This is a genomic window from Hoyosella subflava DQS3-9A1, from assembly GCF_000214175.1.
Lineage (GTDB): Bacteria > Actinomycetota > Actinomycetes > Mycobacteriales > Mycobacteriaceae > Hoyosella > Hoyosella subflava.
In genome coordinates this window covers 4,179,081-4,203,085 of sequence record NC_015564.1, presented here as the reverse complement: position 1 = coordinate 4,203,085, position 24,005 = coordinate 4,179,081, and the positions used below count along the sequence as shown (strand labels likewise).

The window sequence follows — 24,005 nt, the reverse complement described above, 5'->3', positions numbered from 1 at the left end:
GACGCGGGAGCTCGTTCGGTTGCGGCCGGATTGCTACGTGCCCCGACGAGAGTGGGAAAAGCTGCGTGCAGAAGATCGCCACATATTGCGCGCGCTGGCAGTCTATGAGGGCCAGGAGCGTACGGATGCTGTTCTGAGCCATGTCTCCGCTGCCTTGATACATGGCCTGCCAGTGTGGGACATCCCTCTCGATCAGGTTCATATCACGAGATGTGGAGTGACAGGAGCGCGAAGCGAACGGACGAGGCGTGTCCACGTGACGACGCTCGCTGTCAGACACGTGACGACTTGTGCGGGCATTCGGGTAACGTCCGCCGCGCGAACCGTCGTCGATATTGCCCGCACGGTGCCGTTTGAGCAGGCAATCGTAGTCGGTGATGCAGCGATGCGCAGCGGGCTGGTGACTCGGGACGCGCTACACGAGGTCCTTTCCGATTTGGGTGGTGCGCACGGAATCGGTGAGGCGCGAAAGGCAGTGAAGTTTCTTTCTGAACGCAGCGAAAGCGTGGGGGAGTCGCGCAGCCGGGTACTGTTCCATGCCTTCGGCCTTCATCCTCAGAGCCAAGTGCGCATCATCGATGGTTCAGGGCGATTCATCGGGCGCGTGGATTTCCTGTTCGCTCCGGGGGTCATCGGCGAATTCGATGGGTTGAGCAAATATGGAGCGTTGTTGCGTCCAGGTGAATCCGCATCGGATGCTGTGGTTCGCGAGAAGCTCCGCGAAGACGCTCTGCGCGAGGCGGGATGGATCGTCATTCGGTGGACGTGGGCGGATCTACGCGAACCCGAGCGCCTGATTGCGAGAATTCTCGAGGCGCTCGATAGAGCAGCGAAGCTGCCGCCGCCTAGGGGAATAAGCATGGTGGGCGACTAGGGCCCCGTCCACCACCTTTTTGTGGCATCCGCACGGGTTATGTCTGTGGTGCGGAGCCCGAAGGCGGTGTGAACGCTGGCAACCGCAATGCAATGTGGGCCCCGGATCTGACGAAGATCCAGGGCCCACATTTCGGGTCACCTATTGCTTGCTACCGGGCTTCTTGGCGCCCGGCCGCATCGCGAGGCCTCTCGGCTTCGCAGCAGGCGGGGTGGAAGGCGCCGGTTCCGAAGCTTTCTCCTCGGTGGTCGACGCTTCCTCAGGCGCAGGCTCAGCAGGCACAGGCTCATCCGCTGCAGGTTCAGCAAGGCTGGCCTTAGCCGGTGCGGCCTTACCCGGCGCCTTCTTGGCCTTCATCTGGAGCCCACCGGTGCGGATCGGCTTCGGTGGCGCCGAAGCACCACTATCAGCGGTGTCGTCAGCGGGAGCTTCTGATGAGATTGCCTCGGGCTCAGGCGCTGCGCTAGCGGGCTCGGCCGATGACTCTTTGGCTGGTGCCGCCTTGGCGGGAGCCTTTGCGCCGGGCTTTTTGACTGCCTTCATCTGCAGTCCGCCCTTAGCCGGAGCCTTCGCTGGTGTCGCTTGGCTGGCTTCCTCCGCCGCGTCGGCTGGTGCCGCCTTGGCCGGAGCTGCCTTTGCGGGTGCCGCCTTGCCGGGTGCCTTCTTGGCCTTCATCTGCAATCCACCCTTGGCGGGCGCCTTCGCAGGCGTTTCCGCCTCGGACGCCTCCGGTGCAGCAGCCTTCGCGGGCGCGGCCTTTCCAGGTGCCTTCTTGGCGCCCTTCATCTGAAGTCCACCCTTGGCCGGCGCCTTCTTCGCGGCGGGTGCAGCCTTAGCGGGCTCTTCCGAAGCCGGCGCAGCGGGGGCCTCGGCTGGCACCATCGAAGCTGTGGTCTTCGGCGCCGCCGTCGCTGCTGCCACTGCCACCTTGGCGGGGGACCGCTTGGAACCCACAGTGACAGTGTCGGGAAGCCCGCGCTTGACGGAGTCGAGGAGCATCATCGCCACGTCGACAACCTCGACGCCTTCACCCTGGCCAGATTCCTGGCGTGCAGTGACGCCATCCGACAGCATGACGCGGCAGAACGGGCAGCCTGTCGCGATCTTCTTTGCCTCAGTCGCAAGGGCTTCGTCGGTGCGCTCCACGTTCACGCGCTTACCGAGGTGTTCTTCCATCCACATACGCGCACCGCCGGCGCCGCAGCACAGTGAGCGTTCCCCGTGACGTGGCATTTCGTTGAGCGTTGCGCCGGACGCTGCGACGAGTTCACGGGGCGCCTCGTAGATCTTGTTGTGGCGGCCCAAGTAGCACGGGTCGTGGTAGGTGGTGTTGTCGGCAGGTTCCGCGACGGGGATGAGGCGCTTGTCGCGTACCAGCCTGTTGAGTAGCTGCGTGTGGTGAACGACCTCGTAGTCGCCGCCGAGCTGTGGGTACTCGTTGCCGATGGCGTTGTAGCAGTGAGGGCATGTCACAACGATCTTGCGCTGCTTTTCGGCGCGGCCTTCGAACACGTCGTTGAAGGTCTCGATGTTCTGCTGTGCCAGCGTCTGGAACAACAGTTCGTTACCGGCACGCCGAGCTGAATCGCCCGTGCATGTCTCGCCGGTGCCGAGCACCATGAAGTTGACGCCGGCGATGTGAAGGAGCTCAGCCACTGCACGGGTCGTCCGCTTCGCGCGGTCTTCGTATGCACCTGCGCAGCCGACCCAGAAGAGGTATTCGGTGTCGCCGAAGTCGCCTTCGTAGACGGGCACCTCAAAACTGAGGTCTTCCGCCCACTTCAGCCGGTCACCGGCATTCTGGCCCCACGGGTTGCCCTTGACCTCGAGGTTCTTGAACAGGCCTGCGAGTTCGGATGGGAACGACGACTCGATGAGCACCTGGTAGCGGCGCATATCGATGATGTGGTCCACGTGCTCGATGTCAACCGGGCACTGCTCGACGCACGCGCCGCACGTGGTGCAGCTCCACAGCACCTCGGGGTCGATGATCCCGTCGGTGGCAGGGTCTCCTGTGGATTCGCCTACGAGCGGACGTCCAGCCTCGATGCGGGCGTCCTCGGGAATCTTTGCTAGCTTCGCTTCGTCTGGGTTGCCGTCGCTGTCGACGAGACCGATTTCCTCGCCTGCCATGTCCTTCCGGCCGCCCGCCAGCAAGTAGGGCGCCTTGGCGTACGTGTGGTCACGCAGCGCCAGGATCAGCAACTTGGGCGAGAGGGGCTTGCCCGTGTTCCAGGCAGGGCACTGGGACTGGCAGCGCCCGCACTCGGTGCAGGTCGTGAAGTCGAGCAGTGCCTTCCATGAGAAGTCTTCCGCTTTGCCCGCCCCGAACGAGTCCGTTTCAGGGTCTGCCTCTTCGAGTTCGAGGACTTGACCGTTGGACATCATCGGCTTTGCGGCGCCGAGGGCGACCCCGCCATCGTCTTCACGCTTGAAGTAGATGTTGAAGAACGCGGAGAAGCGGTGCCATGCGACGCCCATGGTGATGTAGCGACCGACGATAAGGAGCCAGATAAGGCCAGAGAACAGTTTGATGACCGCGAAAATCGAGACCAGGAGCGGCTCTGCAGGCAGCAGTTCAGCGACCCAGCGTGTGAAGAAGTATTCGACGTTGCTGCCGCCGTACACCGCGTACTTGGAAGCGCGGACGAAGATGACGCCGAGACCCTCGACCAGGACGACCGCTTCGACGAAGTAGGCCTGCCAGAAGCTCGATCCGGCGAAACGCGACATGCGATCAGGCCGACGCGGGTGGTTGCGCTGGCGAATGATGATCAGCGCGATGATGCCGACCACGATGCCGATGCCCAAGACCTCCATGAGGAAGCTCCACGGACCCCAGTCGCCGATGAACGGCCAGTGGAAGTGCGGATTGAACGCTTCGCCGTACGCCTCGAGCCATGCCGCAGATCCGAGCAGGAAGCCCACCATCACAAGCCAGTGCGCCCAGCCAACGGTGCGGAACTTGTTCATCCGGGTATGGGCTGCGAACTCGACCATGAGTTGCTTGAAGCGCGGCAGGATCGGGAACAGGCGTGTTCCGTCAGGCTGCCCCAGCCGGATTGTCTGGACCATGCGCCACGCGCCGGAGAAGAAGATGATCCAGCACGGGATACTGAGAACTGCGGCTATGGTGCCGAGCGTCAGCGTCACCGAAGTCACGTCGCTCATGTCGTCGTGGCCTTTCTGTCATGGCGGCCTGGGCAGCCTTTGCCCGGGGCCGTCGCATCCCTCCGCGCCTATATTACCCGCCAGTAACTGTCCTCTTATTACTCGCTAGTAACTTAGCCTGGGTTTGCTTTTCTTTCGCGGGCGAGAATGAACGCGTATCTCGGGCCCGAAACTGAGTCACCGGGTCGGGGTCCTGGGATATGCACACACTCGTCTGACCTAACGGTATTACCCAGCGCAATTCGGCTTTCGCACAGGCAGACCTAACTTCGGTAACTGACACGTAAAGCGCACCTCCCACTGCGGGCCCGCTGCCAGGGATGGCGACGGGCCCGCAGCGGAGTTCGCGCAGCTCAGGATACGTTCAGGTGAACGCCTGGGAGATTTGCGAGGATATCGTTGATGGGTGTCGCGTAGAGCTGGGGCGATTCGCCGAAGAACCCAGTTTCGCGAACCGCGTCTGCGCAAGAGGTGAAGTCTCCGACGTCCGACGCACTCGAAACCCCGACCGCGCGCGTCCCGCTGATGATTGCGCCGCCGCTGTCACCCTGCAGCGCGCAGATGTCGGACGTGAAGGCGTTGTCGAGTGTGCGGGAACCCACATCAATTCGCAGGTTCGTCGATGTCACCACCCCACACGTGAAACCCGTTGTCAGTCCTGACTTACACACCGGCATGCCCACGACGGGATCCGCGGTGCCGGTCACGTGCACGTCATTGCCTCCCCGGACTCCTGCGGTACGGAAGAGGTCGGCGTACTCGTCGGAAATGGTGACGATGCCGTAGTCCGCGCCGTCCATCGTGGTTTCGGTAAAGCTGCCGAACTGCTGGCCATCGAGTGGGCCACCGAGGAAGGTCGCGGGCACTCGCGCGGTCTCCGGGCCGTCAGGGTTGCAGTGCCCGGCGGTGATGTTAACGGCAGTATTGTCAGGGCCGGTGCCATTGAAGCCGAGGGAGCAGCGAAGCTGGTTGCCGGGCTGACCAGCGAGAAAAGCATCGCCACCCATGGCTTGATGGTGACGCGGTGCCGCGGGCCCAGATCTGCCGAGCGGCACTTCTTCGGTGCTTTCCCCAGGGATGATGTCGTTTGCGGGGGTGAAGAGAATCCCCACGTCCTGCAAGAGCGAAGGCAGATCGAATAGATCCGTGAGACTGCCATTTCCGGTATCGGAAACTCCGACGACCACGCTGTTTCGCATCAGGTCAACCATCATGCCGCGGAACAGGCTGCGGAATGGTTCCGCCAACGTATCGATCCAGTCAGTCAGCGCGGTGGCGTCGCGGTGAAGTTCAGACTCAGATCGCGCCACGTTCATTGCCGCGAAGCCCTCGTCTTCGACTCGCTCCGCAAGCGACTCTGTGGTGACTGCAATTGTGGGTGTGCTGCCTTCCATCCATGCGCCCCCGAACTCCCCGGGAAACTCAGCGCGCAGTCCCGCCGCGAACTCAGCCAGTTTTTGGGCTAGGTCAGAGCGTTCCAGAAACTCTTCGGCGCTGATCCCGAGGTCGCGTTCAAGCGCGGCCGTAAGCTCCGGGGGCAGCGTGCTCCCGGGTGCGGTGGGTTCCGCCACTCCGATTGCTGTCCCCGGGAGTAGCGCGGTCAGCACTGCTGCGCTGACGAGAGCGGTCCGTCTAACAAATGACGTACGCATTAATGACGTACCCATCCCTTTCTGGGCGGTCCGGAGAGTGGCGGCACGGTGTAACGAGCCATGTCTCCGGATCACTCTAGGTAGCCCGAAGGGCCTGCGGCAGAGATGAGTCCGATAAGTCATCTATTTGTGACCGACTGCTGTCAGACAGGATGACAGCAGTCACATAGAGCTAATTTTCGGGCACTGTCACGCCTGGTGATTCATCTGAGGGAAGCCCATCGAGCGCAGCATCGACAGCATCTCACCGCGGCTCTGGGCTCCGATGCGCTGCCGGATCCGGGCGACGTGATGCTCTACCGTTTTCGGGGCTATGAAGAGACGCTCGCCGATTTCTCGGTAGGGGAACCCCTGGACTACGAGGCTGGCGATTTCGGCTTCGCGAACGCTGAGACCCCCGGGAACTCGTGACGCGGGGGCTGCTGGTCCGTTCGCCGGATCGGGTGCCATAGCACCCGAAGCACCGGTCAGTTTCAGCGTGCGCGCAAGTTGTAGCAGCGAAGCAGCCGCGCGGGGGTCATTCGAGCGGAATCCACCTTCCGCCGCGAGGCGGGCGCCGTCCCAGCTGTGGCCCGCGCCCGCGAGACCGCGTGCGCTCGCCTCTACGTCGGCTGGATTGAACTCTCGCGCGAGAACGCGAATCCAGGACTTTCCGGCTGTCGCAAGTGCGGCGGCATACTCGCTCGCATGCGCGGCGGCACCGAGATGGTGTGCGTGCGGAACCAAATCGTCCGGTCTGTCACCAATGATTGCGGCCTGGACACCGCACCAATGAAACGGTGCGGCCCACAGTATCGGGGACCCCAGGTCTTTCAGCACAGTTCCCGCTTGATCGATGAGGTGTGTCACCTCGGACTGTAGAGAAAGATGTGCGGATGCGATCCAGAGTTCCCCAATGGGGAGCAAAGAGAAGAGGTCCGCCGAGCACGCGGCGATGACAGGACGGGCGGCCGTCCAGCACGTGTTGAGATCGGCTGCGTTGTCCGCTCGGCGCGCAAGGCCCGCGCGCAAGCCGTACTCGAACAGTCTGTCGCGGGCCGACGGGAGCGGATGGGCGGTGGCGGCGCGCAACCGAGCCGTTGCTGCAGGGATGTCGCCCGCCAGCATGGATGTCCATGCGCTGAGTAGCTGTAGGCGAGCGGTAACTGCCGCTTCGGGCCGGTGATCTGCGAGTGACGCGGCGAGGATCGATTCGGCGGCTGCAAGGTCCCCACAATGCAGCGCCGCCGTCGCTGCCAGTGCCGCCGCATGGTCTGGCATGGCTCGCCGCACTGGCGGTGGGGAGAGCATGGAGACGGCGCGCGCGAGCATCGCGATCGAAGACTTGCCCGAGCCGCTCATCGACGCGCCGATACCTTCAGCGAGAAGTCGCAGCCCCTGAGCGTAGGTCGTTGGGATAGTCGGAGCTGCCTGCTGCAGGACGGTCCGCGCGGTCTCCCCATCCCCAGCCGCGTACAGGACGATGGCGGCGATCGGAGCGTCCGCGCCTGCACGGTCAGCTCCGAGCCATCGGTACAGATCGGCGGCGTGTGCGACCATTCCGCGTGATGTCGCGACAGTCGCTGAGATGCGGATCGCGTCCGCGAGGTCCGCGCACTGGCGCCCGTCAGTACTGAGTGCACGGTTGGTTACGGCGTCAGCGAAGTGGAGTGCACCGCCGTAGTCGCTCGTTCGCGCCGCGACCTCCGCTCGCTGGAGCGCGAAGTCGGCGAGCGAAGCTCCGGCTGCGTACGCGGCGTCGAGCAATGTCGCCGCCTGATTCGGGTCTGTGTCTGAGCATCGCTCGGATGCGCGGATCAAGTAGGACGCAACCTGGGGGTTGACGACGTGGTATTGCGCGAACGTGAGCGCGGCTGCGGTGGTCAACGCGTGGGACGAGGCGAGCGCGCTGGCGGCATGCGAGCGTAGCTGTGCAAGCTTGGTAGGGCCAAGCTGGTCCGTGAAGCAGGCTTTCAGTTGCGGAGTGACTTTGTCGTGATCGAGTAGCAAACCGCTATCGCGGGCTTCGTCAAGGAGCTCCGCAGCCTCATCCGGCGAAACCCCGAGCGTTTCGGCCACAATCGGCGCAGCAGTCGCGAACTCTGCGGCTGCGACAGCTTGCTGGACGAGTGCGGGCAGCTCCGCGAACCGCCGTGATACCCAGGCCTGTCCGGCCTCGTCGATCACGCGGGCCGCGTCGGGAAGGACCGCCCGCCCGTGCTGGAGCATCGTGAGCACTTCGTGCACGCCATCCGGCTGTCCGCCGGTGATGGCCATGATGGCTGCGATGTGGTCACGGCGGAGATCGTGACCAAGAACCTCCCTCGCGCGCTGGGCGACCCTCGGGGAGGTCATGGCACCGAGGGTGAGCGCGCTCGATCCTGAGGTGCTGAGCAGCCTTTCGATGATGCGGCGGCTACTCCTTGGGCGTGCAGTTAGCAGCACGCTGGTATCTCTCCGACGCATGATCGCTTCAAGATCAGCCAGTGCTGTCGGTCCGCAACGATGAACATCGTCGACGAGCAAAACGGACCCGGCCACCGCATCAATTGCACCGATGTTCTCGAGAGAGGTAGTGACGCGGGCTCCGGTTGCCTCGAATGCGCTCCGGGCGATCCGCAACGCACTCGTTTTCCCGCTGCCCGCAGTCCCGAGGATGATGCGGTGGACGGGCCGGCTTGCCGACTTCCGAATCGCCTCCAGGAGTTCGCTGATTGACTCGTGCATCGCAGACGAAATCAACTTATCGTGCACTCCAGTGGACGTGAGGTGGATGTCTTTCAATGCCGTCAACGGCCCGTCACCCCGCCGAGTATCCCGCCCACAGTATTCAACGGCGAACTGATCGCATTGCCGACTCCGCCAGCGGCGCCCTCGACCGTGCCAGTTAGTCCACTGACGGTGCCTGTTACTGGTGCTGTCACCCCTCCAGTTACCTGCCCGACAGGTCCGGTGGCTGCACCTCCGACTGTTTCGGTGACGCCACCTACTGCTTCGGTCGCGCCTTGCATCACTGTGCCTGCGGTCTGCCCAACACCACCTGTGACACCTCCAGCGGTTTGACCGAGGCCACCTGTAGCTGACTGCACAGTCTCGGTTGTTCCCCCGACAACGCCGCCAACAGTATCGGTGACTCCAGAAACCCCCGAGTTGACTGGAGCGAGAGGGGCGCTTGGATTAGGAATTGGCGCAGGACTGCTGGGAGGCGGTGCCGGTGGAGCGGGAGGTGGGGAAAGACTCGGCTGAGTGGGCGGCGGCGTGCCAGCGCTGGGTGGTGGAGGGGGCGTGTGAGGTGTGGTGGGCGAGTTGGGGGCAGGCGCGGGGGTTGAGCCGGTCACTTGCTCTGGTTGGGTCGGAGTTGTCGGAGCCGGTGCCGCGTCGGGGCCCGGTGACGCTTCGACGGCCTGGCTGGGCTCTGCACTGCGCGGCGTCGCAGCAGTGGATTGAGTTTCAGTGACGCTTGACTGCCGTGAATTAGCTGTTTGCCCGGCAGCGGAGTGTATTCCGCGCGCGGACGGAGTTGTCGTTCGCGGCGCGGTGCCAAGGATCGACGATCCTGCGGACGCTGGAGACGCGCTGACAGCGCGGGCGGCGCGATCACGCGTGGGAACCTCGTCGACAGTCGGCGCCATAGCCGATTCAGTTGTCTCAACGACGCTGCCGGCTGAGGACGTCATAGGAAAGAAGGACGTGCCCACGCTGAGCGACCCCGCTGCGAGAAAGACGACAGCTGCGGCGGCCGCTGCCACGGCGGTTGCCCGGCCAATGTTCTTCCGTGATGCGGCGCTTTCAATTGTGGGGAGGATCGGTGGAACTGGCTTGCGAGCGCCTGACCTCTCAAGGGGTTTTGGACGCGCTTGTGCCTTCACGCTCGGAGCAAGTGGGATGGCGGCCGTAAATCCGCGGGCTGCCATAAGTCCTGCGCCTGTCGCTACGGCGAGTGCAGGCTCCAATGGGAGGTTGATGGGGAGCCGGAACTCTCGCGCGAGCACCTCGGTAATCAGCGGTGTTGACGCTGCGCCTCCGGCGAGCACTATTCGCGTCAAGTCAGATTCGGTTACACCAGCTTCCCTCAATGCCTGGTGCGCAAGCTCCGCGATACGTTCACACGAACCATAGATCAGTTCCTCGAACTCACTCCGAACCACACGGAGCTCTCGTTTGTGCCCCGAAATCTCGCTAACTAGCTGCGCAGTGGTGCGCGAGGAAAGCATCTCCCGAGCGCGCCGCACCTGATCCCGGAGGCGTGCGAGACTCGCGAGCTCAGTGTCTGCAGACGGGACGCGAGTGGAAACCTGGCGGATCTCCTCGTCGCTAAGCAGGTGCGGGAGCACGTGGGTGAGCAGCAGATAGTCGAACCAGTCACCACTCACTTCACTCGTGCGAACCGGCGTTCCCACTACCGTCGGCGCGGGGCTGCCTTGGGTGCCCGCGCTGATATCGAGGTATCTCGCACCGAGATCGATCACAAGTGTGTAGCCCTCAGCAGCGCCGTACTCCTCATCGGCAAACGCGAGCAGGGCATCAGGCTCTGTTATCAGAGTCGGCACAGTTGTGCCCGTAGCCTGGAGCGCCGAACGCAGCGCGGCACGCGCATGAGAGGACCAGGAAAACGGGTGGGCGAGTGCCACCGCCGCCCCTGCGGGGGCGGCTGCGTCCTGAATGAGCAGGCTCGTGGCGGCGGCGGCCAGAGTTGAACCGGCGACACTCTTTCCGCCAGAGACAGTGATGTCAACAGGGTCGCCAACGCGTTCAATGTAATCGCGAATAGATACCCGTGCGCGCTCGCCCGCGTTCCTTTGTACCGCTTTGTCAAAAAAAGAAATAGCCCCGTCGGGGGAGAAACTCAGCGCAGAGTCATGAGTAGTTGAAGCCTTCACGAAACGAGCTGCATTGCTTACGCGTATATCTTCTCCCGCGGCGCCAGGCGGCGTGCTATTTGAGCCTCGGCCTGTGAGGGATACGGCGGTGCACTGAGCGGTTCCTATGCTCAAGCCGAGACCAATCAAGGCGCTCACCTCTCGTTTTGCGACGTTCTAGCACGCACCCCACGCCGCAGTGGCAACGTTCCCGTCCACCATCACAGCGCACTCCACGGGTGTGGTCCAGGACACGACAAGAGTACCGGGCAAATCCCCTAATGGGGATGCTTCCCCTAACTTCCCACCCCCTAATTGGGCGAAGTCGATCGAGGGATCGCCCCCGTTGGTGCGCGTGCGAGAACGGCGAAGAATCGCATGTGGAATCGAATCCCAGAGAGCTGTTGTCATTCACGGACGAAATGAGGGCCGACGAAATGTCGCTTACCGCAGGCAATCCGCTGGTCGCATTGATCCTCTGGCTCCTTCGGGACGGGGATGCGCGGGATCAGTTCCTCGCTGATCCCGCGTGCTTCCTCGAGCAGCATGGGATAGCTCCGTTCTGTCGTGCTGATATCGATGCGATCGCACCTCTGATCTGCGGGATCGGTGGCTTCGCCGGAGCGCCAAGCGCGTTGTCGGGACATCTCTGTCCCGCAGGCTGGTCGGGCGCATCCCAAGCTGTAGCAGGCGGAATAACCAAGTTGGTCAACGTGGTTAGCCCGGGGCATCCGTCTTTGGCGAAAGGCGCTCCCACGATTGTGGGGCCGAGCACCACCGGCCCCACAATCGTGGGTCCGACGACGGTGGGTCCGACAATCGTAGGTCCGACGATTGTTTCCCCTGGTGGGGGAAGCGGAGCAGGAGGCGGCAACGTCGTCTTCAATCCGGTGATTGCGCCCGTTATCGCGCCGGTTATTGCTCCAGTCATCAACCCAGGTGCGCCGGGTGGAGGTGGCGGAGGCGGCGGGGGCACTGCCGCGCCAGTTACCAACGTCAACAACAACACGAACAACAACATCATCACCACCCCGCCCGGAGGCGGTGGTGGTGATACGACGATCATCATCAACAACCCGCCCGGCGGTGGGGGCGGGGACGTCACCGGTCCGGTGACGAACATCGGAGACATCGGGAATATCGGCGACATCGGTCTGGGTGATATCAGTCTGGGCGACATTGGGCTTGGTGACATAAGCCTCGGCGATATCGGTAACCTGACCGGCCCGATCCTCACCGACATCCTGACGTCCGGTATCACTCTCTCCGAAATCCTTCCCGTCAATCTGCTCAGCGACAACGTCTTCGGCGATCTCATCAGCGCACCGTCGATCGGCGACCTCACCGACATCGGGAACTTCGTTCAGAACCTCACGAACATCGGTGTTATCGATCAGTCGCTCGCAATCGGCGACATCATCAACAGTCTTGCCAATATCGGAGATGTCACAGGGATCGGTCCCGTCGGTGACTTCCTGCAGGACATCGCGTTCCTGAACGACCTGACCGGTATCGGGCAGGTCGGTGATTTCTTGCAGAACCTCACCGGGATCGGCTCGATCGACCCGTCACTTCTGCAGAACATCACCGGCATCGTGCAGGACGTCAACCTCACAGATACGGATGTTCTCAGCAACCTGGTAAACGTTGGCGACTTCTTGTCGAACGTCTCTGGCATCGGGGACGTCACAAATATCGGACAGGTCCTCCAGAATTTCGCCAACTTCGGTGATCTGACGAATGTCGGGCAGGTCGGAGACATTCTGTCGAACCTCGTCAATGTCGGCGACCCATCCTCCGTGATCGGGGACATTCTCACCAACGCTGGTGACCTCAGCGGGATCGGCGAGATCGGCAATATTCTGTCTGGTCTCTCCCAGATCGGCGACATCAGCAATATCGCGAATGTCGCCGACGTTCTTCAGCAGTTCGCCCAGATCGGGGACCTCAGCGTCTTCAACTCTGTGCTCGACGGGCTGACAGGCGTATTCGACCCCACCGTCACCTTCAACGACCTCGTCGATGTGCTCTCGAACATCGGCGACATCAACACCTTGAACGCGACGCTCACGGACGTCCTGAACGATTTCACGGGCATCGGCCAGATCGGTGATGTGCTGTCTGGTCTCGTCGGTCTGAACAACGAGGGCGCCCTGGGACAGATCGGCGATGTGCTCACGGCTTTCGGGAACATTGAGAACCTCAATGCCATCGGTGACGTTCTCAGCAATATAGGAAACGGATCAGGAGTGGGTGAACTCCTCACCGGAGACGTCACAGCGATCAACCAGATTGGGGACGTGCTCTCCAACATCGGTCAGATCGGTGACGGCGCCAACTTCACCGCGATCGGCTCCGCGCTAGAGAACATCGCCAACATCACGGACCCGACGATTATCGGTCAGATCGGTGATTTCACGAACGTCGGCAACCTGACAGATGTCGGCCAGATCGCGGGCTTCTTCCAGGACATCGCACAGCTCAGCGACATCAGCGTGCTCTCGCCGATGTTCGAGAACATCGCTCTCTTAAGTGACTTGATCGACGCAGGCGATGTCACCGCGCTCAATCAGATCAACGAGATCCTTACGAATGTCGCGAGCGGCAATGAGCTCACTGATGTTCTTTCCAACATTGCGCTGATCAGTGACCCCACCGTGATCAGCCAGGTCGGTGAACTCCTGAGCGGCAACCAGCTCGGCGACATCACCGGCATCGCAGGCGACTTCGGCAACGTATCTGACGTCGTCACGAATCTCCTATCAGACAACCAGCTTGGTGATTTCGCTGGTCAAATCGGTGATGTTCTTTCCGGAAATGAGGTTGGCGACGTGATTTCAGGTATCGCGGGAGGAAACCAGGTAGGTGACGTGCTTTCAGGCATCACCGCACTGAACGACGCGGCAGCAGTAGGGCAGGTCGGCGACATTCTCTCCAACTTCGCCCAGGTCACCGACAACACCGTGATCACGCAGATCGGTGAAGCTCTGTCGGGAAACCAGTTCGGGGATGTCCTGTCGAATCTCGCACAGTTCGACCCGGTCGTCCTCGGTCAGGTTGGCGATGTGCTTTCTGGCTTCACCGCGTTCAGCGATCCCGCCGTGATTGGTCAAGTGGGAGACATCTTGTCGGGCAACGTCGGAGCTATCGGCCAGGTTGGCGATGTCCTCTCGAATCTTGCCTCGGCTGGTGACATCGCAAGCATCGGTGCGATTGGTGACGCCCTGCAGAACTTCGCGAACCTGTCTGATACTTCGCTGCTGTCTGACCTGATCAGTGCCGGTGATTTCACTGCCGTCGGACCTCTTTTTGAGAATCTTGCGCAATTGGGTGACGTCAACAACCTGAGCGTCATCGGTGACATTCTGTCCGGAAACGTCGCACAGGGCGGGGATGTCCTCAACAACATCGCAAACGCCGATGGTGTCACACAGTTCGGTGACGTGCTTTCCGGTATCGGCAGCGGGAACCTTGCCCAGATTGGCGACGTACTGAGCGGCAACGTTGCGCAGCTCAGCGACTTCAGCGATTTCGCGCAGGTAGGTGACATTCTCTCGAATCTGGGCGCGCTCAATGACCCTGTGCTGATCGGCCAGTTCGGTGACATCCTTTCCGGCCTGGCATCAAACAACCCAGTCGTCATCTCCGACGTTGCTGAAATTTTGTCGGGCAACGCAGCTCAGTTCGGTCCGATCACAACGTTCCTTGGTGACATCGCGAGCATCTCCGACTCGACGATTCTCGGGCAGATCGGTGACGTTCTATCGGGCTTCGGCAACATGGAAAACCTCAGCGGTATCGGTGATCTCCTTTCTGGAAACAATGGCGATATCCTTTCGGACCTTGTCGGTATCGGTGACGGCAACGGCATCGGCCAGGTTGGGGATGTGCTGTCCAACCTGGCGACCGTGAGCGACAACCTCAACGTCGGTGCGCTCGGAGCCGCACTGCAGGACATCGCATCGATCGGCGACCCTTCCGCAATGTTTGGTGACATCCTTTCGGGCGATGTGCTCTCCAACATCTCCAATTTCGGTGATCTCGGGCTCGCGGAACTCAACCAGGTGGGTGCGTTCTTCCAGGACATCGCCCAGGTGGGGGATCTGACGGCCATCGGCCAAGTCTTCGACAGCCTGGTCAGCCTCGGTGACGTCGCGAACGTTGGCGAGATCGGCGACGTTCTGAGCGGATTCGGCCTGTTCAATGATGTGCTGTCGAACCTCGGCTCATTTGGTGACAACGCCACGATTGGTTCGCTCGGTGCAGCGTTGCAGGATTTCGCCAATATCAGTGATGCCGCGCTTATCGGCGATGTTCTGAGCAACATCGCTAGCGGTGATCCGTCAGCGGCCTTGGGAGACGTCTTGTCGAACATCGCGCAGCTCGGAGATATTACCGACAACACCGTCGTGGGCGAGGTCGGCGACGTACTGTCGAACTTCGCCCAAATCACTGATCCCGCGATCATCAACGACTTCAGCGAAGCGCTTTCTGGTCTCGGATCTTGGAATCAGCTCGGCGATCTTCTCGCGGGCAACCAGTTCGGGGACGTTCTGTCCGGCCTCGCCCAGATCGGGGACCCCACCGCGATTGGGCAGCTTGGCGATGTTCTGATTGGTATCGGAAACATCGAAAACCTCGGGCAGTTCGCAGATGTGCTGAATGGTGATCTGTTCTCCGGCAACGTCGGTGAGATCGGAGATGTCCTTTCGCAGCTCGCGACCCTCGGTGACACCGCCAACCTCACTGCAATCGGCAACACCCTGCAGGATTTCGCCAACATCACCGATCCGTCTGTGCTGAGCGACATCCTCAACCCATCCAGCGATATTGGAGACGTACTCTCCGGATTCACGACAGGCGACTTCGGCCAGCTCACGGCCTTTTTCAGCGATCTCGCGGACATCGGTGACATCAACGTGATAGGTGATGTGCTGAGCAACGTCGCACAGCTCAGCGATATCGCGAACGGGAACGCCATTACAGACGTCCTCAGTGGAATTGCCGGTGGTAACGAGATTGGGGACGTGGTCGGCGGCATTGCCAACGGCGACAACGGCGTCGGTCAGATTGGCGATGTCGCGGCCATTTCTCTCGCTCAGATCAGCGACGTTCTGAACGGCAATCAGTTCGGTGACGTTCTCTCCGGTGACTTCGGGCAGATCGGTGATGTGCTATCTGGACTCACGGGAATCTCGGATCCGGCTGTCATCGCTCAGGTCGGTGATGTTCTCACAGGTCTCGCCGGAGGCAACGACATCAGCGACGTGCTCAACGGTCTGACGACTGGAGATTTCGTATCAATCGGCGAGATTGGAGATGTCCTCAGTGGCATCGCCAACGCAGATAATGTTGGGCAGATCGGCGATGTGCTGAGTGGGTTCGGCAACCTCGAGAATGTGGGCCAGTTCAGCGAGATCCTTTCCGGCCTGGTCGGCGTCGGGGACTTCGCGCCCGTCACCACACTCGGTAGCGTCCTTCAGGACTTCGCGAACACGGGCGATATCAGCCAGGTCGGCACGTTCTTTGAGAACATCACCCAAAACGGTGACCTCAACGTTCTCAATCCGGTACTGGAGAACATTTCAACGCTAAGTGACTTCGGGAATATCACCGATATCAGTGACGTGCTTTCCGGATTCGGAAACATCTCGGACCCAACGATCGTCGCGCCGATCACCGACGTGCTATCGGGTGTCGCAAACATTTCTGACCCCACTGTGATCGGTCAGGTCGGTGACGTCCTCTCGGGCCTGGCGTCAGGCAACGAAGTGGGCGATGTGCTATCTGGCCTTACAGGCATCGGTGACGGGAACTCGATCGGGCAGCTCGGCGACATCCTGAGTGGGTTGGGATCCTTCGGTGATGTCAACGGTATCGGTGAAATCAGCGACGTCTTGTCAAACTTTGGTGGTTTGGCGAACATCGGTCAGGTCGGGGATATCCTCTCGAACTTCGATGCGATCAGCGACAACCTGAATATTGGGTCGCTCGCCGCGACCCTGCAGAATGTCGCACAAATGGGCGACTTCGCACCGTTCCTTCAGGATGTTGGGCAAGTCGGGGACATCGCGGGCATCAGCGCGGTGTTCGAAAACCTGTCTGCGCTGAATGAGATCAGCAACGTCGGTCAGATCAGTGACGTGCTGTCAAATATCGGCAACGCGAACGAGGTCGGTGACGTCTTGAGCGGGCTGGCCAACGCAAACCAGCTCGGTGATGTGCTATCCGGCATCGCGAACGTCTCCGACCCCTCTGTCCTTGGGCAGATCGGTGATGTTCTCTCCGGTTTCGGCTCAGGCAATGAGATCGGAGATGTCCTGTCAGGTCTTGCAACAATCACCGATCCCATTGTCCTCGGTGAAGTGGGTGACATCTTGAGCGGAATCGCGAATCTCGACAACACACAGATCGGCAACGTTCTTTCGGATCTGGTTGATGCGAGCGATTTCGCGAATGTTGGTCAGATCGGTGATGTGCTCTCCAATCTTGCCGGTGCGGGCGACTTCACCAATATCGGACAGATCGGCGACCTACTCAGCAATTTCGGAACGATTGGCGACAGCTTCAATATCGGTGAGATTGGCGCGGTCCTGCAGGACATTGCCCAGACTGGCGACATCAGCCAGCTTGGAGCCTTCGTCGACACCCTCGGCCAGATGGGTGATCTCAACGTGCTCAGCCCGGTCTTCGAAAGCATCACTGCGCTGAACGACATCAGCAATATCGGACAGATCGGAGACGTGCTCAGCAACTTCGTGGAGGCAGGAAACGCGAACCAGCTTGGTGATGTTCTGTCGGGCATTGCGAATATCTCTGACCCGACGGTGGTCGGCCAGATCAACGACGTACTGTCGAGCTTCGGCAATGCCAACGACGTCAGCGATGTGCTGTCAGATCTGATTGCGGTCGGTGACAACGCCACAATCGGCCAGATCGGGGATGTGCTGAGCAGCATCGGATCCTTCGAGAACGTGGGTCAGATCAGCGAGTCCCTCAATGACCTCAGTGCGCTGAGCGACAACCTCAACATCAGTGAACTAAGTGCGGTACTGCAGGACGTCGCGCAAACTGGTGACATTGGCCAGTTCGCGGCATTTCTCCAGGATGTCGCACAGGTCGGAGACATCGGACAACTTGGTGCGGTGTTCGAAAACCTCTCAGTACTCAGCGATTTCGCCAACTCGAGCGACATCGGGGATGTGCTATCCGGCAATGCAAACCCAGTGACGGAGATCCTTCCCGGCGACTTCTCGGACATCGGTCAGATCAGCGACGTTCTAAACGATTTGTCTGCGCTGAACCCCGCAGTGGTGGGCCAGGTAGGCGACGTGCTCTCGGGCTTTGGGAACATCACGGATCCCACGTTTATTGGTCAGTTCGGAAATGTACTGAACGATCTCGTGGACGCGGGCAACGAGAACCAGTTGGCGCCCCTTCTCTCAGATCTGATCGAGGTCGGTGACGTGACGAACATCGGTCAGTTCTCCGACATCCTGAATGACCTGTCAGCGCTTAACCCGTCGGATATCGGTCAAGTCGGGGATGTACTCTCTGGCCTGTCGGGAATTGACGCGGGTGATGTTTCCGGCATCGGTGACGTTCTGTCGGGCAACGCGGGCCAGTTTGGCGATGTCCTTTCGAGCCTGGTCGCACTGAGCGACACGGTGGACATCGGGAACCTCGGCGGCGCCCTGCAAGATTTCGCGAACATCAGCGACTCCACCGTTCTGTCCGACCTGTTCAATGGCCTCGCTGGCGGGGACCCCTCAGCTGCTATAGGCGACGTGCTATCAGGGATCTCTGCTGGCGACATTGGCTCGATCACCGCCTTCTTCGATGACCTGGCTCAAATCGGTGACTTCGGCGACGTCTCCGCTGTGTTCGACAACATCTCGGTGCTGGGTGACATCCTTTCCGGCAACGATATCGCTGGAACGATCAGCGACATCGCCAGCGGCAACGCGGTGTTCGGTCAGGTCGGTGACTTCCTCAACGGCGTCGGGACCATCTCTGACCCATCGGTGATCGGAGAGATCGGTGATGTTCTCTCCGGGTTGAGCGCTATTGGTGACCCAACGATCATTGGCCAGTTCGGCGACGTGCTGTCAGGCATCGTTTCCGGCAACCAGATCAGCGACGTACTTAGCGGTGACTTCGGCCAACTCGGCCCGATCAGTTCAGTGATCGGTGATCTGACAGGAATCTCCGACCCGACGGTGATCGGTCAGGTAGGTGACGTTCTCTCGGACCTCGTGGACGCGGGCGACATTACGAACATCGGGCAGGTCGGTGACCTGTTGTCCGGCAATGCAGGGGAGATCGGCGATGTGCTGTCGAATCTCGCGGCGCTGAGCGACACCGTCGACGTCGGCAACCTGGGAGCGACGCTCCAGGACTTCGCGAATATCAGTGATCCGTCAGTGCTAAACGACGTAATCGACAGCGTGATCAACGTGAGCGGTGACCCGTCTGTAGTAATCGGAGACGTGCTCTCCGGACTTTCTGCCGGTGACATCGGATCGCTCACCGCGTTCTTCGAGGATCTAGCCCAGGTCGGTGACTTCGGGAATGTCACAGCGGTGATCGAAAACCTCGCCACTCTTGGCGACTTCGGCAACATCGGGCAGATCGGCGATTTCATCGCAAACATTGGCGAGATACCCGGTCTTGGTGATCTTCCGGGGCTGGGTGATCTTCCGGGACTTGGGAATCTTCCTGGTCTCGGTGAGCTTCCCGACTTTTCAGACGTGCTCGACCCCAGCGTGATTGGTGATCTCACAGGAGGTATTGGTGCAGTGGAATTCGTAGGTGATATCTCCGGCAGCTTCAGCGGTGCAGCTGAAGCCGTCGCAGGGGTTGCTGGGGCGGCAGCTGGTGCGGCTGAAGGAGCCGCCACCGCCGCTGGCGCTGTAACGGGAGCGTTCGCTGCAGTCGGTGAAGCGGGTGGCACGCTGTCGGGCGCGTTCGACGGGTCCGCTGGTGCAGCAGCGCAGGCAGCGGGCGCCCTGTCCGGTGGCGCTACTGCACTCGGTGATGCCTCGGGCAGCCTTGGCGGCGCGTTTGCGGGTGGTGCTGAGGCGCTCGCAGGTGCTGCGGGTGGCGCTGCAGGAGCCGTGAGTGGCGCGGCAGGCGCAGCCGCTGGGGCCACGGGTGCGCTAGCTGGCACAGCAGGCGCAGCTAGTGAGGTTGCAGGCAATCTCGGAGGCGCGTTCGCTGGTGGGGCTGAGGCTGTAGGAGGTGCCGCTGGAGCACTGGCAGGTTCAGCGGGTGCAGTTAGTGACGCCACGGGTGCGGTAGCGGGCAGTGCTGGCGCGGCCGGGCAAACCGCAGGAACCGTTGCGGGGGCTGCCGCTGCCGCTGCGGGCGGCGCTGCCGCCGCTGCCGCCGGCCTGGCAGCAGTCGCTGCGGGGGGTGCGGAGGCAATTGGAGGCTTCACAGGCATGGGTGAGGCACTTGCGGGTGCAGCCGGTGATCTGGCTGGTTCCGCTGGTGCTGTCGGCGGAGTGACGGGAGCGCTCGCTGGTTCAGCGGGGGCGCTTGGTGAGGCAGCAGGAGCGGCGGGTGCCGCGATGCAGGGCGGCGCTACGGCGGCCGGCGATGTCGCGGGCGCCTTAGCGGGTTCTGCTGGCGCAGTCGGTGACGTGGCTGGCACTGCCGCCGCGGGACTCGCCGGTGGTGCGGGTGCTGTGGGCGACGTCGCGGGCAGCCTTGCCGGTTCAGCAGGTGCACTCGGCGAAGCTGCCGGTGCAGCGTCCGGGGCTCTCGCTGGTGGAGCGGAGGCTCTTGGCGGCGCCGCAGGTGCATTCAGCGGTGCACTGGAGAGCGGTGCTGATGCAGCCGCCGGTGCCGCGGGTGCATTCGCCGGGGCAGCAGGAGCGGCCGGAGATGTCGCCGGGGCAGTTGGTTCGGGACTTTCAGGTGGTGCCGCAGCGGCGGGTGCGCTTGCAGGCAGCGCTGGTGCATTGGGTGATGTCGCGGGAGCCGTTGGTGGTGCTGCAACTGGCGGGGCGGGGGCTGTCGGTGATGTCGCAGGCGCGCTCGCGGGTAGCGCCAGCGGGCTCGCGGGTGCGGCGGGCGGATTGACCGGCGCCGTCGAAGGTGGCGCTTCTGCGTTCGGCGACGCGGCAGGTGCCCTTGCGGGGAGCGCGGGTGCGCTTGGCGAGGCCGCCGGTGCCGCCACAGGCGCTTTCGCTGGCGGAGCGCAGGCGCTGGGCGATGCGGGTACGGCACTCGCCGGCTCGGCTGGCGCAGTCGGTGACGTCGCTGGTGCTCTCGCTGGTTCTGCTGGTGCTGTGGGTGACGTCGCTGGGACTCTTGCTGGTTCTGCTGGTGCTCTTGGTGAAGCTGCAGGAGCGGTAGGTGGCGCCTTCGCTGGTGGTGCGGAAGCACTCGGTGGCGCGGCAGGAGCCCTTGCCGGTTCGGCCGGTGCGGTGGGTGACGTTGCGGGAACGCTCGCAGGCTCAGCCGCGGCTTTCGGTGACGTTGCCGGTGCTGGAGCTGGTGCCCTCGCGGGAGGTGCGGAAGCACTCGGCGGAGTGGCTGGCGGACTGGCCGGGTCGGCGGGCGCAGTCGGTGATGTGGCCGGTGGACTGGCTGGTTCTGCGGGTGCTCTCGGTGAGGCCGCAGGCGGGTTCGCTGGCGCCTTCGAAGGCGGCGCCGCGGCACTCGGCGACGCTGCTGGTGGCCTCGCAGGTGTTGCTGGCGCCGCAGGTGAAGCAGGTGGTGCTCTTGCCGGTGCCGCGGGGGCTGCCGGTGACGTCGCGGGAGCCCTTGCAGGTTCCGCTGGAGCCGCAGGGGACGTGGCAGGTGCGCTGGCTGGTTCTGCGGGCGCCCTGGGCGAGGCCGGTGGTGCGCTCGCGGGATCGGCGGGCGCGCTCGGAGGTGCCGCCGGAGCCATCGCTGGCGCTGCAGAAGCAGGAGCTGGTATTGGGGGTGAACTCGGTGATACCGCGTTCGGCCTCGGTGGTGCGCTGGCAGGCGGAGCGGATGCGGCTGCAGGTGCTGCAGGTGCGCTTTCAGGCAGCGCGGAAGCCCTGGGTGGTGTCGCAGGTGGAGCTGCCGGCGCGTTTGCTGGTGGCGCTGAGGCTGTAGGTGGTGCGGCTGGTGCGCTCGCTGGGTCAGCGGGTGCCCTGGGTGGTGTCGCAGGTGGAGCTGCCGGCGCGTTTGCTGGTGGCGCTGAGGCTGTAGGTGGTGCGGCTGGTGCGCTCGCTGGGTCAGCGGGTGCCCTGGGTGGTGTCGCAGGTGGAGCTGCCGGCGCGTTCGCTGGTGGCGCTGAGGTTGTCGGTGGTGCCGCGGGAGCGCTAGCAGGTTCTGCCGGAGCCGTGGGTGACGTTGCTGGATCTGCCGCCGGGGCATTCGCTGGCGGGGCCGGCGCCCTCGGCGAAGCTGGAGCCGGACTTGCGGGATCAGCAGGAGCCGTCGGGGACGCCGCTGGTGCTGTCGCGGGCTCGGCCGGTGTGGTCGGTGACGCCGCTGGTGCGCTGGCTGGTTCGGCCGGTGCGGTGGGAGACGCAGCCGGGGCCTTCTCCGGAGCGCTGGCCGGTGGTGCCGAGGCGATAGGTGGCGTTGCTGGTGCTGCCGCTGGTTCGGCCGGTGCGGTAGGCGACGTCGCAGGTGCACTGGCGGGGTCTGCCGGTGTGGTCGGTGACGCCGCGGGTGCCGCGGCAGGAGCGTTCTCAGGCGGCGCTGAAGCACTCGGCGGTGCAGCCGGTGCGCTGGCTGGCTCGGCTGGCGCAGTTGGAGATGTGGCAGGAACTCTCGCAGGGTCGGCTGGCGCTCTGGGCGAGACGGCTGGCGCATTCACGGGTGCGTTCGAAGGTGGCGCCGGCGCAGTGGGCGATGCTGCGGGCGCCCTCGCTGGGTCCGCTGAAGTGCTCGGAGACACCGCTGGCGCGTTCAGTGGAGCGTTGCAGGGTGGAGCCGCAGCGGCAGGCAGCACAGCGGCAGCACTTGCAGGCAGCGCGGGTGCGCTAGGCGATGCAGCTGGATCTGTCGGCGGCGCCCTCAGCGGTGGCGCAGATGCCCTCGCCAGCACGGCAGGCGCGGCAGCAGGATCAGCGGGCGCTCTCGGTGGCCTCGCGGGAGCCTTAGGCGGTGCCTTTGGTGGCGGCGCCGCAGCGTTGGGCGGTGTGGCTGGTGCCGCAGGTGCGGGCCTCGAAGGTGGCGCCGGAGCCGCTGGAGGCGCAGCTGGTGCGCTGGCTGGCTCGGCCGGTGCACTCGGGGAAACGGCTGGGACCCTCGGCGGTGCTCTCGCCGGCGGCGCGGATGCGTTCGGTGGCGCGACTGGTGCCCTTGCGGGCTCTGCGGGAGCGCTGGGTGACGCCGCGGCTGCGTTCTCTGGCGCCCTCGAAAGCGGGGCAGATGCTGCAGGAGGGCTCGCTGGCTCCGCTGGTGTCATCGGTGACGTTGCAGGAGGACTGGCAGGCAGTGCTGGCGCGCTCGGCGACATGGCCGGTGCGGGCGGCGCCGCGCTCGCGGGTGGTGCCGGTGCCGCCGCAGCGGCTGCAGGGGCCCTCGCTGGAAGTGCAGGTGCTCTCGGTGACGTGGCGGGTGCAGCGGCGGGTGGCGCCGAAGCAGTCGGGGATGTCGCCGGTGCGCTAGCGGGGACCGCGGATGCCGGCGGGGCACTCGCCGGTTCAGCTGGTGCGATCGGCGATACCGCAGGTGCCTTCACCGGAGCCTTCCAGGGCGGTGCGGACGCACTCGGTGGCGCGGGTGGCGCGCTGGCTGGCTCCGCAGGTGCTGTCGGTGACGCCGCCGGCGGATTCGCTGGTGCGGTCGACGGTGGGGCCGGAATTATCGGTGACGCAGCGGGCGTTTTCGCTGGTACTGCGGGCGGCACGGCCGAAGCGGTCGGCGGAGTGACTGGCGCGGTTGCGGGTGGCGCGGATGCGCTCGGCGGTGCTGCAGGAGCCCTGTCCGGAAGCACCGCGTTCCTGGGGGACGCGACAGCGGGAATTGCTGGTGCTGGCGGGGGTGCGGCTGAGGCCGTCGGCGGCGCAGCCGGTGCTGTGAGCGGTGGTGCCGAAGCACTCGGCGGAGCCGCGGGAGCGGTATCGGGAACTCTGGATGGCGCCGCTGGGATCACTGGTGGACTCACCACTGCACCTGATTCGGTCAGTTCAACGTCGTTCTCGGACGGCACAGACGGCTTCGGCGGTGTCACGGGCACAGTCACGGACACGGTGGGTGCGGTCACTGACTACAGCACGTACAGCGCCCCCGTAACTGAATACATCGCTCCGTTGCCGGATTACACGGCTCCCGTCACGGATACCGTGACGTCGGGCGCAGAGACGCTCGGCGGAACGGCCTCAGGGCTCACCAGTGGGCTCACATCGGGTCTTTCGAGTGGCCTTTCGCAAACGTGGGATTCAGGCCTGACGTCCGCATTCGACGCCCCGGCCGGCGACTCCACCGACTTCATTGGCTGACCATCCGAAAGTCGGTCCAACTGAGTGAACCGAA

At 63.2% G+C, this 24,005-nt stretch carries 6 protein-coding genes; 2 read left to right on the top strand and 4 right to left on the bottom strand.

The window, feature by feature from the left end; translation table 11 throughout:
- Positions 1 to 256 precede the first annotated feature (256 nt).
- Positions 257 to 874: a PDDEXK family nuclease gene (locus AS9A_RS19565; RefSeq protein ID WP_013808874.1), complete on the top strand. Its 618-nt coding sequence runs from the start codon at positions 257 to 259 to the stop codon at positions 872 to 874.
- Between the two features lie 141 nt (positions 875 to 1,015).
- Here AS9A_RS19565 and AS9A_RS19560 read toward each other — a convergent pair whose 3' ends face one another.
- The 4 genes from AS9A_RS19560 to AS9A_RS19545 all read right to left on the bottom strand — a co-directional run bounded on the left by AS9A_RS19560 (position 1,016) and on the right by AS9A_RS19545 (position 10,556).
- Positions 1,016 to 4,036: a heterodisulfide reductase-related iron-sulfur binding cluster gene (locus tag AS9A_RS19560; protein ID WP_041451236.1), complete on the bottom strand. Its 3,021-nt coding sequence runs from the start codon at positions 4,034 to 4,036 to the stop codon at positions 1,016 to 1,018.
- Between the two features lie 362 nt (positions 4,037 to 4,398).
- On the bottom strand, positions 4,399 to 5,697 hold the full coding sequence (locus AS9A_RS19555; protein WP_041451235.1) for a S1 family peptidase: 1,299 nt from the start codon (positions 5,695 to 5,697) through the stop codon (positions 4,399 to 4,401).
- Positions 5,698 to 5,886: 189 nt separating this feature from the next.
- Positions 5,887 to 8,469: a LuxR C-terminal-related transcriptional regulator gene (locus tag AS9A_RS19550; RefSeq protein WP_013808871.1), complete on the bottom strand. Its 2,583-nt coding sequence runs from the start codon at positions 8,467 to 8,469 to the stop codon at positions 5,887 to 5,889.
- Complete coding sequence (locus AS9A_RS19545) at positions 8,466 to 10,556, bottom strand: Hsp70 family protein (protein ID WP_041451234.1); 2,091 nt, start codon at positions 10,554 to 10,556, stop codon at positions 8,466 to 8,468. Before AS9A_RS19545 ends, AS9A_RS19550 begins: the two co-directional genes overlap by 4 nt.
- Before the next feature lie 416 nt (positions 10,557 to 10,972).
- Here AS9A_RS19545 and AS9A_RS19540 point away from each other — a divergent pair, with 416 nt between their 5' ends.
- Positions 10,973 to 23,971, top strand: coding sequence for a hypothetical protein (locus AS9A_RS19540; RefSeq protein WP_041451233.1), 12,999 nt, complete (start codon positions 10,973 to 10,975; stop codon positions 23,969 to 23,971).
- The last annotated feature ends 34 nt before the right edge of the window (positions 23,972 to 24,005 follow it).

Bases quoted from the DNA above. Each gene is read 5' to 3' on its own strand.
- AS9A_RS19540 (WP_041451233.1), top strand. From the start codon at position 10,973: ATGTCGCTTACCGCAGGCAATCCGCTGGTCGCATTGATCCTCTGGCTC.
- AS9A_RS19555 (WP_041451235.1), bottom strand. From the start codon at position 5,697: ATGCGTACGTCATTTGTTAGACGGACCGCTCTCGTCAGCGCAGCAGTG.